At 45.9% G+C, this 15,041-nt stretch carries 15 protein-coding genes; 11 read left to right on the forward strand and 4 right to left on the reverse strand.

Annotated features, from left to right (window positions below; genetic code table 11):
* Position 1 precedes the first annotated feature (1 nt).
* On the forward strand, positions 2–1,399 hold the full coding sequence (sufB, locus tag M1D69_RS04805; RefSeq protein WP_003240854.1) for a Fe-S cluster assembly protein SufB: 1,398 nt from the start codon (positions 2–4) through the stop codon (positions 1,397–1,399).
* A 96-nt stretch (positions 1,400–1,495) separates the two neighbouring features.
* Here the strand turns inward: sufB and M1D69_RS04810 are convergent, their stop codons facing one another.
* Both M1D69_RS04810 and M1D69_RS04815 read right to left on the reverse strand, forming a co-directional pair.
* On the reverse strand, positions 1,496–1,771 hold the full coding sequence (locus M1D69_RS04810; protein ID WP_059353513.1) for a hypothetical protein: 276 nt from the start codon (positions 1,769–1,771) through the stop codon (positions 1,496–1,498).
* Positions 1,771–1,920 carry a hypothetical protein gene (locus M1D69_RS04815; protein WP_003240873.1) on the reverse strand — a complete coding sequence of 50 codons (150 nt, stop codon included), beginning with the start codon at positions 1,918–1,920 and terminating at the stop codon, positions 1,771–1,773. The genes M1D69_RS04810 and M1D69_RS04815 overlap by 1 nt, the downstream gene beginning before the upstream one ends.
* A gap of 158 nt (positions 1,921–2,078) precedes the next feature.
* On the opposite strand from M1D69_RS04815, the gene M1D69_RS04820 reads away from it, so the two are divergent.
* From M1D69_RS04820 to M1D69_RS04850, 7 genes are all read left to right on the forward strand, one after another.
* Positions 2,079–3,197: an NAD(P)/FAD-dependent oxidoreductase gene (locus M1D69_RS04820; protein ID WP_458104405.1), complete on the forward strand. Its 1,119-nt coding sequence runs from the start codon at positions 2,079–2,081 to the stop codon at positions 3,195–3,197.
* A 102-nt stretch (positions 3,198–3,299) separates the two neighbouring features.
* Positions 3,300–3,674: a nucleotide excision repair endonuclease gene (locus M1D69_RS04825; RefSeq protein ID WP_458104404.1), complete on the forward strand. Its 375-nt coding sequence runs from the start codon at positions 3,300–3,302 to the stop codon at positions 3,672–3,674.
* Between the two features lie 216 nt (positions 3,675–3,890).
* Positions 3,891–4,877, forward strand: a complete 987-nt coding sequence (gene frlB / locus M1D69_RS04830; RefSeq protein WP_458104403.1) for a fructosamine deglycase FrlB — start codon at positions 3,891–3,893, stop codon at positions 4,875–4,877.
* Positions 4,878–4,957: 80 nt separating this feature from the next.
* Entirely contained in the window at positions 4,958–6,226 is a 1,269-nt protein-coding gene (locus M1D69_RS04835) for an ABC transporter substrate-binding protein (RefSeq protein WP_458104402.1), read from the forward strand.
* Between the two features lie 57 nt (positions 6,227–6,283).
* Positions 6,284–7,162 (forward strand): carbohydrate ABC transporter permease, encoded by an 879-nt coding sequence (locus M1D69_RS04840; protein ID WP_458104401.1) that lies wholly within the window; start codon positions 6,284–6,286, stop codon positions 7,160–7,162.
* Positions 7,163–7,165: 3 nt separating this feature from the next.
* Entirely contained in the window at positions 7,166–8,068 is a 903-nt protein-coding gene (locus tag M1D69_RS04845) for a carbohydrate ABC transporter permease (protein WP_458104400.1), read from the forward strand.
* 13 nt (positions 8,069–8,081) lie between these two features.
* On the forward strand, positions 8,082–8,936 hold the full coding sequence (locus M1D69_RS04850; protein WP_458104399.1) for a fructoselysine 6-kinase: 855 nt from the start codon (positions 8,082–8,084) through the stop codon (positions 8,934–8,936).
* Between the two features lie 24 nt (positions 8,937–8,960).
* Here M1D69_RS04850 and frlR read toward each other — a convergent pair whose 3' ends face one another.
* Positions 8,961–9,689 carry a transcriptional regulator FrlR gene (gene frlR / locus M1D69_RS04855; RefSeq protein WP_024122756.1) on the reverse strand — a complete coding sequence of 243 codons (729 nt, stop codon included), beginning with the start codon at positions 9,687–9,689 and terminating at the stop codon, positions 8,961–8,963.
* Between the two features lie 183 nt (positions 9,690–9,872).
* On the opposite strand from frlR, the gene M1D69_RS04860 reads away from it, so the two are divergent.
* On the forward strand, positions 9,873–10,976 hold the full coding sequence (locus tag M1D69_RS04860; RefSeq protein WP_458104398.1) for an ABC transporter ATP-binding protein: 1,104 nt from the start codon (positions 9,873–9,875) through the stop codon (positions 10,974–10,976).
* A 33-nt stretch (positions 10,977–11,009) separates the two neighbouring features.
* On the opposite strand, the gene M1D69_RS04865 is transcribed toward M1D69_RS04860, so the two are convergent.
* The gene (locus M1D69_RS04865) at positions 11,010–11,876 is read right to left on the reverse strand and encodes an endonuclease I family protein (protein ID WP_458104397.1); all 867 of its coding nucleotides are present in this window, start codon (positions 11,874–11,876) and stop codon (positions 11,010–11,012) included.
* 456 nt (positions 11,877–12,332) lie between these two features.
* Between M1D69_RS04865 and allC the strand changes: the two genes are divergently transcribed.
* Positions 12,333–13,571, forward strand: coding sequence for an allantoate deiminase (gene allC / locus M1D69_RS04870; protein WP_458104396.1), 1,239 nt, complete (start codon positions 12,333–12,335; stop codon positions 13,569–13,571).
* 16 nt (positions 13,572–13,587) lie between these two features.
* Positions 13,588–14,838, forward strand: a complete 1,251-nt coding sequence (locus tag M1D69_RS04875; RefSeq protein ID WP_082687827.1) for a pyridoxal-phosphate-dependent aminotransferase family protein — start codon at positions 13,588–13,590, stop codon at positions 14,836–14,838.
* Positions 14,839–15,041 lie beyond the last annotated feature (203 nt).

Raw genomic sequence — 15,041 nt, forward strand, 5'->3', positions numbered from 1 at the left:
GATGGCTAAAAAAATGCCTGATATTGGTGAATACAAATATGGTTTTCACGACAAGGACGTTTCCATTTTCCGTTCAGAGCGCGGATTGACAAAAGAAATCGTAGAAGAAATTTCTCGCATGAAAGAAGAGCCTCAATGGATGCTTGATTTCCGCTTGAAATCACTTGAACATTTCTACAACATGCCAATGCCTCAATGGGGCGGAGATCTAAACTCACTGAACTTTGACGAAATTACGTACTACGTAAAACCGTCTGAGCGTTCAGAGCGTTCTTGGGATGAAGTTCCTGATGAAATTAAGCAGACATTCGACAAGCTCGGTATTCCTGAAGCTGAACAAAAATACCTTGCGGGTGTTTCTGCTCAGTACGAATCTGAGGTTGTATACCACAACATGAAAGAAGATCTTGAAGCGCAAGGCATCGTCTTTAAAGATACAGACAGCGCGCTGAAAGAAAATGAAGATATTTTCCGTGAGCACTGGGCAAAAGTCATCCCGCCGACTGATAACAAGTTTGCGGCACTTAACTCAGCTGTTTGGTCCGGCGGATCTTTCATCTATGTGCCAAAAGGCGTGAAGGTTGAGACACCGCTTCAAGCTTACTTCCGTATCAACTCTGAAAACATGGGTCAGTTCGAACGTACGCTGATCATCGTTGATGAAGAAGCAAGCGTGCATTACGTTGAGGGCTGTACGGCACCTGTTTACACAACAAACTCTCTTCACAGTGCGGTTGTTGAAATCATCGTGAAAAAAGGCGGATACTGCCGTTATACAACGATCCAAAACTGGGCGAACAACGTTTACAACCTTGTAACAAAGCGTACGATCTGTGAAGAAAACGCAACTATGGAATGGATCGATGGCAACATCGGGTCTAAACTGACAATGAAATATCCGGCTTGTATCCTAAAAGGCGAAGGCGCGCGCGGTATGACGCTTTCTATCGCTCTTGCGGGTAAAGGCCAGCATCAGGATGCGGGTGCGAAAATGATTCACCTTGCACCAAACACATCTTCCACAATCGTATCAAAATCGATCTCTAAACAAGGCGGGAAAGTAACCTACCGCGGAATTGTCCACTTCGGACGTAAAGCGGAAGGCGCCCGTTCCAACATCGAGTGCGATACGCTCATTATGGATAACAAATCAACATCAGATACAATTCCTTACAATGAAATCTTAAATGATAACATTTCATTGGAGCACGAAGCGAAAGTGTCTAAAGTATCTGAAGAGCAGCTCTTCTACTTGATGAGCCGCGGTATTTCTGAAGAAGAAGCGACTGAAATGATCGTAATGGGCTTCATCGAGCCATTCACAAAAGAGCTTCCAATGGAATACGCAGTTGAAATGAACCGTTTGATTAAATTCGAAATGGAAGGGTCAATCGGTTAATGTTAATAAAAAAGGACGCGACTGGTTTACAGACGCGTCCTTTTTTATATACAGAAGAAAACCGTGGGCCGAGGGCGCGCACGGAGTTGTTCTTTCTCAGTTTTCTGTTGTCTCGGGGTTAACAACTTTCATCACAGATGTTCTGTTGGTATAATTGCTGTTCATCTCTAGCAATTGAGTATAGGCTGTGTCGAATTCCTCTTTTGTCATCTGTTTTGCGGCTAACGCAGAGCATAAAATGGCAAAGGCAATTGGCATTGTGTCAATGTGAATATCAATATGGACTTCCGAATTGCCGCTGTTTTCGATAACAGAGCCATTTTTGGGCATTTCCGCAGCATGTCTGTTGATAGGAATGATATTCTCGTTCATTACTCTTCTCCGTCTTGAGACTGTGCCTGTGCCTGATCCTGATCTGTATTCACGTTGACTACGACTTTTGCATTGCCGCTGTTTTCAACTTTAGCAACTGATACATTGCGCTTTTGGTTTTCTTCATTTTCATGACGATTTTCGCTCATGGTATCATCCTTTCTCTATTGATAGTGACAGGATATTCAATAGGAGAGTGAAGAGATTGGACGAACTTCGCGGTTTCTCCACATTGGGTCTAAAGGTCGAAGGAAAGCACTCTATTTGGTAAAATGAATAGATATTATAAAAGAAAAGGTGTTTGCATATGAAGTCTTACATCATCGTCGGCGCAGGCATACTAGGTGCGTCGACGGCTTATCATCTCGCAAAATCAGGAGCCCGGGTTACGGTGATTGACCGGAATGAACCGGGACAAGCGACTGACGCGGCGGCGGGGATCGTCTGTCCTTGGCTGTCGCAGCGCCGCAATCAGGATTGGTATCAGCTCGCTAAGGGCGGAGCGCGATACTATAATGATTTAATCAAGCAATTGGAAGAGGAGGGAGAAACAGACACCGGATACAAGCGTGTCGGTGCGATCAGCATTCACACTGATTCAGTGAAGCTTGATAAGATGGAGGAGCGGGCGTATAAGAGGCGCGAGCATGCGCCGGAGATCGGTGACATCACCCGTTTGTCCGCGAGTGAAACGAAAAAGCTGTTTCCCATTTTAGCTGATGGCTATGAATCAGTTCATATCAGCGGCGCCGCTCGTGTGAACGGGAGGGCGCTATGCCGGTCGCTTTTAAACGCTGCCGAGAAACATGGTGCGGTCATTGTAAAAGGAAACGCGTCCTTGCTTTTTGAGAACGGAAGAGTCACCGGTGTCCAAGCAGACAAGCAGCAGTTTGAGGCTGATAATGTGATCGTGACTGGAGGGGCATGGGCCAATGAATTGATGAAGCCTCTGGGCATTCATTTTCAAGTGTCCTTTCAGAAGGCGCAGATTATGCATTTTGAAATTCCTGGCGCAGATACCGGATCATGGCCGGTGGTGATGCCGCCGAATGATCAGTATATTCTGTCCTTTGATGACGGCAGAATTGTAGCAGGCGCCACCCATGAAAATGGGGCCGATCTTAAAGACCTGCGTGTGACAGCAGGGGGACAGCATGAAGTCTTGAGCAAAGCCCTTGCCGCAGCCCCGGGGCTTGCTGACAGCACAGTCATGGAAACAAGAGTGGGCTTCAGACCGTTCACACCGGGGTTTCTGCCAGTGGTGGGTGCCGTGCCGAATGTTCAAGGACTTTACGCCGCTAACGGTTTAGGCGCGTCGGGATTAACGATGGGGCCGTTTCTCGGTTCAGAGCTCGCAAAGCTAGTTCTCGGAAAGCCGACAGAAATAGACCTTAGCCCTTATGATCTTGCCGGAGCGCTTGCATAATAATGAAAGGCATGACAAACAAATATAATAAAGCTGTTCTAGCTTTTCTTTCCTGTCTGTGTTAGCATTTATCTTTAATGAAAAAGAGGACGTGAACTGATTTTGATAAAAATTGATATACCCGCACCGAATGTGACGATCACCGAGCGGCAGCAGTCAGCCAATCATAACGAACCGAAAATAAAGGCGATTCACGGGTTCATTGACTTTCACCAGATTCCAAGGGATAAAGGCGGCATCTTTATGTTTTACAACATTCACGATGAGCTTTTGTTTGTCGGTAAAGCCAGAAAGTTAAGACAGAGAATTAAGAAGCATTTTGAAGACACTGTCTCACCGATTAAAAATCATAGAGACGAAGTATATAAAATTGAAGTATGTGTAGTCGATGATCCAATGGAAAGAGAAATTTACGAAACCTACATCATCAATACACAGCACTCGAAGTACAATATAGACAAGGTATTTTTTAAATAAGAAGTCAGTCTGCGGATTGAGCAGTGAAGCCAGAGCTTATGTTAAGTTCTGGCTTTTGATTTGGGCATTTTTTCGCATATGGACCCTTTTGACTATCATTCGAATAAATTATTGGGAAATTTCAGAAAATAATATTGACAATCCTAGCCGCGGACTTTAATATAACAATATATAATGTTATATAACGTTATATAATAAAAATGAGGAGTGAAGGATTTGAGTCAAGTCACAGCAAAAGTTAATCGTGAGGTTCAAGCTTTCTTGCAGGATTTGAAAGGAAAAACCATTGACCATGTATTCTTTGTCGCATGCGGAGGGTCTTCGGCCATCATGTATCCGAGTAAATATGTGTTTGACAGGGAGTCAAAATCAATCAGCTCCGACCTTTACAGCTCTAATGAATTTATTCAGCGAAACCCTGTGCAGCTTGGTGAAAAGTCTCTTGTCATTTTGTGCTCGCATTCGGGAAATACTCCGGAAACGGTAAAAGCCGCTGCATTTGCGAGAAGCAAAGGCGCGCTTACGATTGCAATGACGTATAAGCCGGAGTCTCCTTTAGCACAGGAAGCGCAATATGTCGCCCAATATGACTGGGGTGATGAGGCGCAGGCGATCAATACGAACTATGGCGTTCTATATCAAATCGTTTTTGGCGCTTTGCAGGTATTAGAAAACAATACGAAATTTGAACAAGCAATAGAAGGTTTAGATCAATTGCAGGCTGTGTATGATGAAGCCCTTAAGCAGGAAGCTGAAAACACACAGCATTTTGCAAAAGCACATGAAAAAGAAAGCATCATTTATACAATGGCAAGCGGTGCAAACTACGGTGTCGCTTACTCCTACAGCATCTGCATTCTCATGGAAATGCAATGGATTCATTCCCACGCCATTCATGCCGGAGAATATTTTCACGGACCGTTTGAAATTATTGATGAATCCGTGCCGTTTATCATCCTGCTCGGTTTAGATGAAACAAGGCCTCTTGAAGAGCGGGCGCTTACCTTCTCGAAAAAATATGGCGAAAAGCTGACTGTGCTCGATGCCGCATCTTACGACTTCACTGCAATTGACGATTCAATAAAAGGCTACCTTGCTCCGCTCGTTCTTAACCGTGTGCTGAGAAGCTATGCGGACGCTTTGGCAGAAGCGAGAAATCATCCTTTATCTCATAGAAGATACATGTGGAAAGTTGAGTATTGATCTGAAAAAGAGGAACCATTATGCATTAGACTATAATGTTATATAACATTATAGTCTAATGTCCAGAGGAGGCCAACCCTTTGAAGAAAATGTTTTTATTTTTGATCATTGCAGCTGTCAGTATGCTTACCATTGCGGGCTGTTCGAGCCAGGGCAGTTCAGCGGATGGAAAGGTGACATTGAAATTTTTCCACAGATGGCCGAAGGAGCCGGAAAAAAGGTATTTTGAAGAGGTTGTAAAGGAATTTGAAAAAGAGCATCCGGATATCGACATTCAAACTGAAGCGGTTTTGAATGACTCCTATAAAGATAAAATTAAAGTTATGCTGGGAACCAGCAGCCCTCCTGATATTTACTTCTCATGGAGTGACGAGTTTGCTTTTAAATTTATCAGAGGAAATAAAGCACTTGATCTCTCGTCCTACTACAAAGATGATACAGATTGGTCATCGCAGCTCGTTCAATCGCAAGTTACACCATTTACGTATGAAAACAAACAATATGGCGTGCCGTGGCAAATGGACGCTAAATCATTTTTCTATAATAAAGATATTTTTAAAAAGCTCAATCTAGAGCCGCCGGCGACTTGGGATGAACTCATCGATGTCTCCAAGAAGCTGAAAGAAAATGGCTATACGCCGATCAGTTTCGGAACAAAAGCGCCTTGGACAATCTCACATTATATCGGCACGTTGAATCAGCGGATGGTCGATGAAAAAACAAGAGAAAAGGATTATAACGCCAAAACGGGTGAATTTACCGATAAAGGCTATGTGAAAGCACTTGAAAAGCTGCAGGAACTGATGCCTTACTTCAATAAACATGTAAATTCCGTCGACCATGAATATGTGAGACAGCAATTTAAGAGCGGAAAGTCGGCGATGATATATGCGGAAACAGCTGAAATCAAACTGGTCGAGCCAGTGAATCTAGGGATGTTCTCATTCCCTGAAATCAGCGGACAAAAAGGATCTTCAGAAGCGTTAACGGGGGCGCCTGAAGGATTTATGATTTCCTCGAAAACAAAACATCCGAAGGAAGCAGTGGAATTTTTGCAATTTCTGACGTCGAAAAAAATGGGTGAAAAGCTCGTTAAAGACGTCGGCAAATACAGTGCGGTGCAAGGGACGGCAACCGAAGAAAATTCTACAGCCATTCAGCGTGAAGCCGTTCAGCATATCGTAGATGCCAAATCAATGGTTCCGTGGTTCGATATGGATGTTGATGTTGAAATCGCAGATGTGTACTTAACAAGCGTCCAGCAAATGCTTGGCGGCGACATGACACCGGAGCAGGTCATGAAAGCCGTCCAAAAAGCAGCCAAGCAAGTGAAGGCGTCAGCTGAATAAATCCAAGAAAAGGTGAAGCGACGCACCTTTTCTTTTTATAAAGGAGATGAGTGATCCTTGGTCAACCAAAATAGAATAATCCCCTATTTGTTTTTACTGCCGGCTCTTGTTTTTCTACTTTTCGTTTATATCCCGATTTTTGAGAATGTCTTTCTCAGTCTGTTTCAATGGAGCTCTTTTTCTCCGGAAAAAACGTTTATCGGGTTGAAGAACTATGTTGAATTATTTCGTGATCCTGTCTTTTATCAAGCCCTCACGAATAACGTGCTCTACGCAGTGATTTCAATTGTATGCCAGGTGTTTGGCGGTTTGATTTTGGCGGCGGTGCTTGAGGATAAGCTGGTCAGAAAATGGTCGCCTTTTTTTCGTACCGTTTTCTTTTTGCCGGTTGTTATCTCAATGACGGTGATCGCGCTTTTATTTGATTTTATTTACAACCCTGAGACGGGGCTTTTGAATCAGCTGCTTCAGGCAATCGGGCTGGATCAGCTGACGAGGGCATGGCTCGGGGAGGACAGCACGGCTATGCTTTCTGTCATCTTTGTATCGCAGTGGCAGTCTGTCGGTTATATTGCGATGCTGTATATTGTGTCGATTCAAAAAATACCGGATGAACTGTATGAAGCGGCGAGGCTTGACGGTGCGGGAAAAATTCAGCAGTTTTTTCACATTACCATTCCGCAGACGAAAGAGATGTCTTTTGTTGCGGTGGTGATGACGCTGACAGGCGCTTTTACAGTGTTTAACGAGCCGTACATTTTGACAGGCGGCGGACCGGGAAACGCTTCTGAGGTATTAAGCACTTTCTTATATAAAAGCGCCTTTACAAAGGATATGATGGGCTATGCTTCAGCGATTGCCACTGTTGTGTTACTCATTACACTTGCTTTGTCGCTCATGCAAATGAAGTTCTTTAAAACCGGAAAGGAGGAGTAACAGATGCTGCCTCAAAAGAAGACAGATTCGTTCAGATTAGAGCCTGTGCCTGACCGGCATATCGAGGTGAAAAGAAAGCCGAGGCGAAAATGGTATATCGGAGAAACGTCTGTATGGGTTTTTCTGTTTCTTTATCTAATCGCGATTGCTTATCCGCTTTTATGGATGGTCATGAGCGCCTTTAAAAGCTCGGATGATATTTTTGAGAACAGCTGGTCGCTGCCGTCTTCGTGGCATCCGGAGAACTTTGTGTCCGCCTGGAATCAGGGGATTTCTTCTTATTTTATGAACAGTGTGATCGTGACGGCGCTGACATGTGTGATTACTGTTTTTATCAGCGCATGGGCGGCGTACGGGCTTTCGAGGTTCGAGTTTAAAGGAAGAGGGTTCTTTTTGGTGCTTTGTCTTGGCGGTTTGATGCTGACGCCTCAGGTCAGTCTTGTGCCGCTTTATTCCATTATTCAGTCGCTGGGGCTTTACAATACGTATTGGGCTTTGATTTTGCCTTATGCGGCTTATCGGATTCCGTTTACCATCATTTTAATCCGCTCTTATTTTCTTTCTATTTCTAAAGAATTGGAAGAGGCGGCTTATTTAGAGGGGTGTACGAGTTTCGGAGTATTTTTCAGAATTTTCTTACCAATGAGTGTGCCGATTTTAGTGACGTCGGGTATTCTGACAGCTTACCATACATGGAATGAGTTTATGTTTGCGATTATTTTCATAGATGACGAGAATTTGCGGACCATTCCAGCGGGGCTGATGCAGTTCCGAGACGCACTGCAGACGGATTGGGGCGTCTTGCTGGCGGGATTAACGATTTCAGCCGCCCCGATTATTATTCTATTTTTATTTATGCAGAAATATTTTGTCCGCGGAATTGCAAGCGGAAGCGTAAAAGGATAAAGGAGGAAGCACAATGAAATTAATTGCTATTGGAGACAACGTTGTAGACTACTATCAGGATCAAGAAACATTCTACCCGGGAGGAAATGCCTTAAATGTCGCAGTGCTTGCCAAACGGCTCGGGCATGAGGCTTCCTATATCGGAATCATCGGCAATGACGAAGCCGCGGCTCATCTGTTGAATGTGCTGAAATTGGAGAAGGTCAACGCTGATTTTATTCGCCAGGCGCATGGGGAAAACGGAATGGCAATCGTTACCCTTGATGAACAGGGGGACCGGATCTTTGTCCGATCGAATAAGGGCGGCATCCAGTCGCGTCTCCGTCTTGTGTTCCAGGAAAAGGACTTATCTTTTATCAGCGGCCATGATCTGCTGCATACCAGTGTGTACAGCAGGCTTGAGAACGATTTGCCGCAGCTGTGCGGACTGATCCCGGTTTCTTTTGATTTTTCAACAAATCGAGAGGATGAGTATTTGAAAAAGGTCTGTCCTTATGTGACGTACGCGTTCTTTTCAGGGAGCGATCTGAGTGAGACGGAGTGCGGCCAGCTCGCCAAAAAGGCGCATGAGTATGGAGCAAAAATCGTTTGCATGACTCGCGGCGGGCAAGGGGCGATCCTGTCTGCGGAGGACCGAATCTACCATCAGCCGATTGTGGAAGCTGATATAATAGACACACTCGGAGCGGGAGATTCATTTATTGCGGGATTTTTGACTGCGTTTTGTGAGAAGCAGGATATGATGAACGCTTTGCGCCAAGGAGCGGAAACAGCTGCGAAAACATGCGGAGTGTACGGGGCATTCGGCTACGGCTATCCCTATCGACTGGAGGAAGGGGGAAGCAGTGAAAAAACGAGAATACTATAAGCAGTGTCTCGTTTTTTATGCCTGTCATGTGTAGGGACTGTTGATTGTAAATGTGACACGGTTTGTGTGCATCAAAAACAGTGAGCAGTAGATCGGCTGATCGTTTGAGGTAAATGCGGTTTTATCGATTTCAAACAGGGCATCCCCGATATCGCAATCCAAGTATTTGCTTTCCTCCTGCTGGGCATAGACAACATTTAATAGTTTTGTATTGTGAGTGGGAACAACTTGGTATTGCTGCTTTAAAATATCATGCATAGATACACCGTCAGCAATAAACGTATTGATGGCAGGAAACATGTCCAGCGGGTAATGCGTGATCTCAAAGGTGAGCGGCTGATCATCGTTATATAGAATCCGTTTTAATTCAACGACAGGGCTCTCGGGATTGATCTGAAGCTTTTCGGCGATCGGTTTCGATGCTGGTATGATTTCATGGGACAGAACCTGATGCTTCGGTTTTTTCCCGGTTGATTCCATAAATTCAGAGTAGCCGTTTACTGCGATCAGCTCTCTCTTCAATTTAGGGCTTTTAACGAACGTTCCTTTTCCCTGCTGCCTGATCAGATAACCTTCTTCGACCAGATCGAGAATGGCTTTTCTGACGGTAATGCGGCTGACATTATACTTGCTGCAAAGCTCGTTTTCTGTGGGCAGTTTGGCAGCCGGGGAATACAAGCCCTTTTTAATATCATCTGTTATGATTTGTTTTAGCTGAATGTATAAAGGTGTTGAACTTCCGTTGTTTAACAAGGGTTAGCCTCCTTTTAAGCTATTATTTATATTATAATGTATTATGACGTTATAATACAAATTTGCGTTTTTTATTTTAGAAATATAGCAAATATGGGAATCGATTACTCTAAAAATAACAGAAAGACCGAGTTGTTTCCAGTGACGAAATAACGGAGAAAAAAAGACGGGGGGAGTTTTCTGATGGCTTCATTAACATTTGAACATGTCAAAAAATCATATCATTCACAATTAACGGTGAAGGATTTTGATTTAGATGTAAAAGATAAAGAGCTTTTGGTGCTGGTGGGGCCGTCAGGCTGCGGCAAATCGACAACCCTGCGGATGGTGGCCGGGCTGGAAAGCATTTCGGAAGGCAGCCTCTTCATCGATGGGGAACGGGTCAATGATCTTCCGCCGAAGGAGCGTGATATCGCGATGGTGTTCCAAAACTATGCGCTGTATCCGCATATGACTGTTTTCGATAACATGGCATTTGGACTGAAGCTCAGAAAAATGCCGAAACAAGAAATTGCCGAGCGGGTGCATGCAGCTGCAAACATTTTGGAGATTGAGCATTTGCTGAAGAGAAAACCGAAGGCACTTTCCGGCGGCCAGCGGCAAAGGGTGGCGCTTGGCAGATCAATTGTGCGGGAACCAAAGGTCTTTTTAATGGATGAACCGCTTTCTAATCTGGATGCGAAGCTGAGATTGACGATGCGGACAGAAATCAGCAAGCTTCACCAGCGGCTGGAAGCAACCATTCTCTATGTCACCCATGATCAGACTGAAGCGATGACGATGGGCGATCGGATTGTCGTCATGAATGAAGGTAAAATTCAGCAAGTGGCCAAGCCTCATGATATCTATCATTATCCGGCAAACCTGTTCGTGGCCGGGTTTATTGGCTCTCCTGGAATGAACTTTTTCAAAGGCATGATTGAAGAGCACCATGGCGAGCTGTTTTTTACAAATCCTTCGATCCGGCTTCATATTCCTGAAGAAAAGGCGAAACGGCTGAAGGAAAAAGGCTATGCCGGAAAACAGATGACAGTCGGTGTACGGCCGGAACACATCGCACAAATGACTGGAAATGACCGGCTGTTTGATTCCGTGTTTAAAGCGACGGTGGAAGTGAATGAAAATTTGGGATCTGAGCTGATTGTGCATGTCAGCGCCGGGAATGAGCGGCTCACGGTTCGCCTGGATGGCGGCAATCGAATCGCCGCGGGCGATACAATTCAGCTGGCGGTGAAAATGGATCACGCCGTCTTTTTCGATGCTGAAACGGAACAGGCTGTGTATTAGAAAAGGTGCTCCCTTCGGGGGAGCACCTTTTTCTTACGGCCAAATGTCGTCTGCCCATTCAGGGTGATCGATAAATGGATTTCGGTTGTGCTGATATTTTTCATAAATGATTTCATTTCTTTTTCTTTCGCGGGCATCAACAGGGTCCTGCCTATTCCATTCAAGCAGGGCGGATTGTTTTCCGTGATAAGGTGCAGAGCCGTTTCCTGTCCTATCATTGAGCTCAAGGTCAGGGTAGCCGTCATCTCCTTCGTAACGGACAGCCATGTAAAACAGCATGCGGGCGACATCGCCTTTCACATCATCGCGGGGCTCCCAAGAATCTCCGTCATAATAATTTCCGGGCGCTTTCGCATACTCGTTGCCGCCGTTGTCAAAGTCCATGTTGCCTCTGGCGCTGTTTACTTGGACGTCTGCTGGACGCAAGTGATGAATATCAGTGCCGGGCCCTTTGCTTGTACCAAAATCGCCATGGGATTTCGCCCAGACATGCTCCCGGTTCCAGTCCCCGACATTGCCGCCGTTCAGGTTTTTCGAACGGGATTCATTCGTATAGAGCAGGATGACGTTATTTGGATTGGCCGGATCTGCATCTGTTTCTTTCAGCGCGTTCCATACCTCGCTGTAAGACAGCATCGTATGTCCGCTAATGATGCGGTGCAGCGCGCTTTTTAACGCCTCTCCGCTTTTTCCTTCAGCACCTTCATAATAGGTGTCTGTGTCGGCGTATGGTGCAACGGGAGAGACTAATGAGAGAATGCCCCCGGAGGCTGCGGAAGAAGTAGCCGCACGGTCATTCAGGTTCAATCCGGTTTGCGCGCTTGCTGAAGCAGAGGGCGCAAACCATCCGGAAATCAGTAATACACAGACGAGCGGCAGAAACCTTGCTTTTTTTGTCATCACTTGCCCTCCTTTAGATCAGATCATGTCTATTATCTAAAATTGAGTTAAAGGTTAGAAGTGTCATTTTGTATATTTTTTATTACATTTGTAAATTGGTAACTTTGGAGGAGGCGGAACTCTATTGTTCCGGGATCTTTAGTCCGCGTTATTGCTCCGGCTGAGTTTTGGCAAGCGCTGTTCCTTGATCGAGTGCTGCTTCACTGAAAGCATTGCCTTCCCGTGGTTTTCGCTAGTTTATACAATAAATCTTTAGAACCACTTTTTCCTCTCGCTGTTTTTTTAATCCATCGTTGCCTATTGACTCTCTTCCTTACTGGCTGCTATTCCTAAAATGGAATGGCAGGCTGGTTATTATGACCAAAAAACAAACGTTTTTTTGGTTTATGTGCTGATGAACTATACGTCTTCCTCCCTCTATAATGAAGTCACCATAACGGCCAGAGGAGGAAGCACATGGAAAAGCAGAGGCTTTCAGTAGAAAGCGGCATCGCTGATTACATCGATTGGCTTGCCCAATTCGGTGCGTCTGCTGATGGCGGAGTGACGAGGCTTTTGTACACCAAGGAGTGGTTGGACGCGCAGCTCGCCGTGAAAGCGGAGATGTCGGCATTTGGGCTTGACGCCAGATTTGACGATGTCGGCAATGTCTTTGGAAGGCTTCAGGGCACCCAGTCTCCGGATGAAGTGATTTTAGCCGGCTCACATATCGATACTGTGATCAATGGGGGGAAGTATGACGGCTCATATGGCGTGCTTGCGGCAATGCTTGCTTTAAAGCAGCTCAAAGAAACATACGGAGCGCCGAAAAAAACGCTTGAGGCCGTGTCTTTATGTGAGGAAGAGGGCAGCCGTTTTCCGATGACATACTGGGGATCAGGGAATATGATGGGTGCTTTGTCATTGAAGCATGCGGAAGTACCGAGAGACGGATCAGGTGTTTCATTACAAGAGGCGATGTATGACAACGGTTTTGGCAGAGGCGTGTATCCGTCAGCGCACAGGACAGATATCAGCGCTTTTATTGAAATTCATATTGAACAAGGACAGACGCTTGAAATGTCAGGACGAGATCTCGGTGTGGTGACAAGTATAGTCGGGCAGAGGAGATATCTGATTACGCTTGAGGGAGAATGCAACCACGCAGGGACCACCTCCATGAAGTGGCGCAAGGACCCGCTCGCAGCCAGCAGCCGAATGATTCATGAACTGCTGCTTCGTGCTGAAGAACAGCCGGATGAGCTTCGCCTGACATGCGGAAAAATGACGGTGGAGCCCAATGTGGCCAATGTCATACCTGGACGGGTGCAGTTTTCAATCGATATTCGACATCAAAATCAGTGTGTACTGGAGCATTTTCATGAAGAAATGACTGCTGTCATCAACGGCATTTGTGACGAAAAAGGGATTCACGCCATGATTGATGAATATATGCGGATAGAGCCTGTGCCGATGGACGAAACGCTTTCTGCCAAGGCTCTTGAGACAGCGGCAGAAAACGGTATCAGCTGTGAAGAAATGGTGAGCGGGGCAGGGCATGATGCGCAAATGATCGGAAGGAGCTGCCCCGCTTGTATGCTGTTTGTGCCAAGCAGAGGCGGCATCAGCCATTCGCCGAAGGAATTTACTTCTGCACGTCAGCTTGAGATCGGCGTCCGCGCATTGACTGATTTATTATACAAACTGGCTTACTGATGAAGGAGGAATGGCTGTGTCAGGCAGAAAAGAATTATGTACACCGTTAAGAACGATTATGACACCGGGACCCGTAGAGGTCGATCCGCGTGTATTAAGAGTGATGAGCACACCGGTTGTCGGCCAATTTGATCCGGCGTTTACCGATATCATGAATGAAACGATGGAGATGCTTCGGGAGCTGTTTCAAACGAAAAACCGCTGGGCGTATCCGATTGACGGCACATCCCGGGCGGGAATCGAAGCGGTGTTAGCGAGTGTCATTGAACCGGGAGATGACGTGCTTATTCCGATATACGGACGCTTCGGCTTTTTGCTGACTGAAATCGCTGAGCGGTACGGGGCGAATGTTCATACGATTGAGTGTGAGTGGGGAACGGTTTTTGACCCTGACGCTATTATACGGGAAATGAAAAAAGTGAAGCCGAAAATTGTGGCGATGGTGCACGGGGAAACATCAACTGGCCGAATCCATCCGCTGAAAGCGATCGGAGAAGCGTGCCGTGCTTGGGATGCACTGTTTATTGTCGACGCGGTAGCGACAATTGGGGGCTGCGAGGTGAAAGTGGATGAATGGAACATTGACGCAGCTATCGGCGGCACGCAAAAGTGTTTGTCTGTTCCGTCGGGGATGGCGCCGATTACATATAATGAACGGGTGGCGGACATCATTGCGGCGCGCAAAAAGGTGGAACGCGGAATTGCGACTCAGGCAGACAAGGCGCCGCTTACCGGAAATCGTCCGATCACCAGCAATTATTTTGATTTGAGCCAGCTTGAGGATTATTGGAGCGAACGGCGGCTCAATCATCATACAGAAGCGACGACGATGCTTTATGCCTTGCGTGAGGGCGTGAGACTGGTGCTTGATGAAGGTCTTGAAGCACGTTTCGAGCGGCATCAATACCATGAGGCCGCATTAATCGCCGGGATTAAGGCGATGGGGCTGAAGCTGTTTGGGGATGAGAGCTGCAAAATGCCTGTTGTCACCTGTGTGCAAATCCCGGACGGCGTGGACGGAGAGTCGGTCCGCCATATGCTTTTGGCACAGTTCGGAATCGAAATCGCCAGCTCATTCGGCCCTTTAGCCGGGAAGATTTGGAGAATTGGTACGATGGGCTACAGCTGCAGAAGAGAAAACGTACTGTTTGTCCTTGCCGGATTAGAAGCTGTGCTTCTCAGACACGGCGCTGTGATCGAAGCGGGAAAAGCGCTTCAGGCCGCGCTTGATGTATATGAAAATGCTAAGAGCCAGGCAGCGATTTAAAGAAAAAGCCTGCGGAATTCCGCAGGCTTTTTTCATTTTCGCTCATTCTCCAATCTGATTTTCTTCGTTTGACTCTTTTTACAAATCCGTTTTCTCTGTGTTGCATTTTCTGACGGAGCATGAGTCACTTTTTCTTTTTTCATCTATTCTTTATACAAGGCACCTATAAAATGACGTTTTATTTCTTACAGCAATTTTTGAAA

The organism is Bacillus sp. PK3-037 (assembly GCF_054161355.1).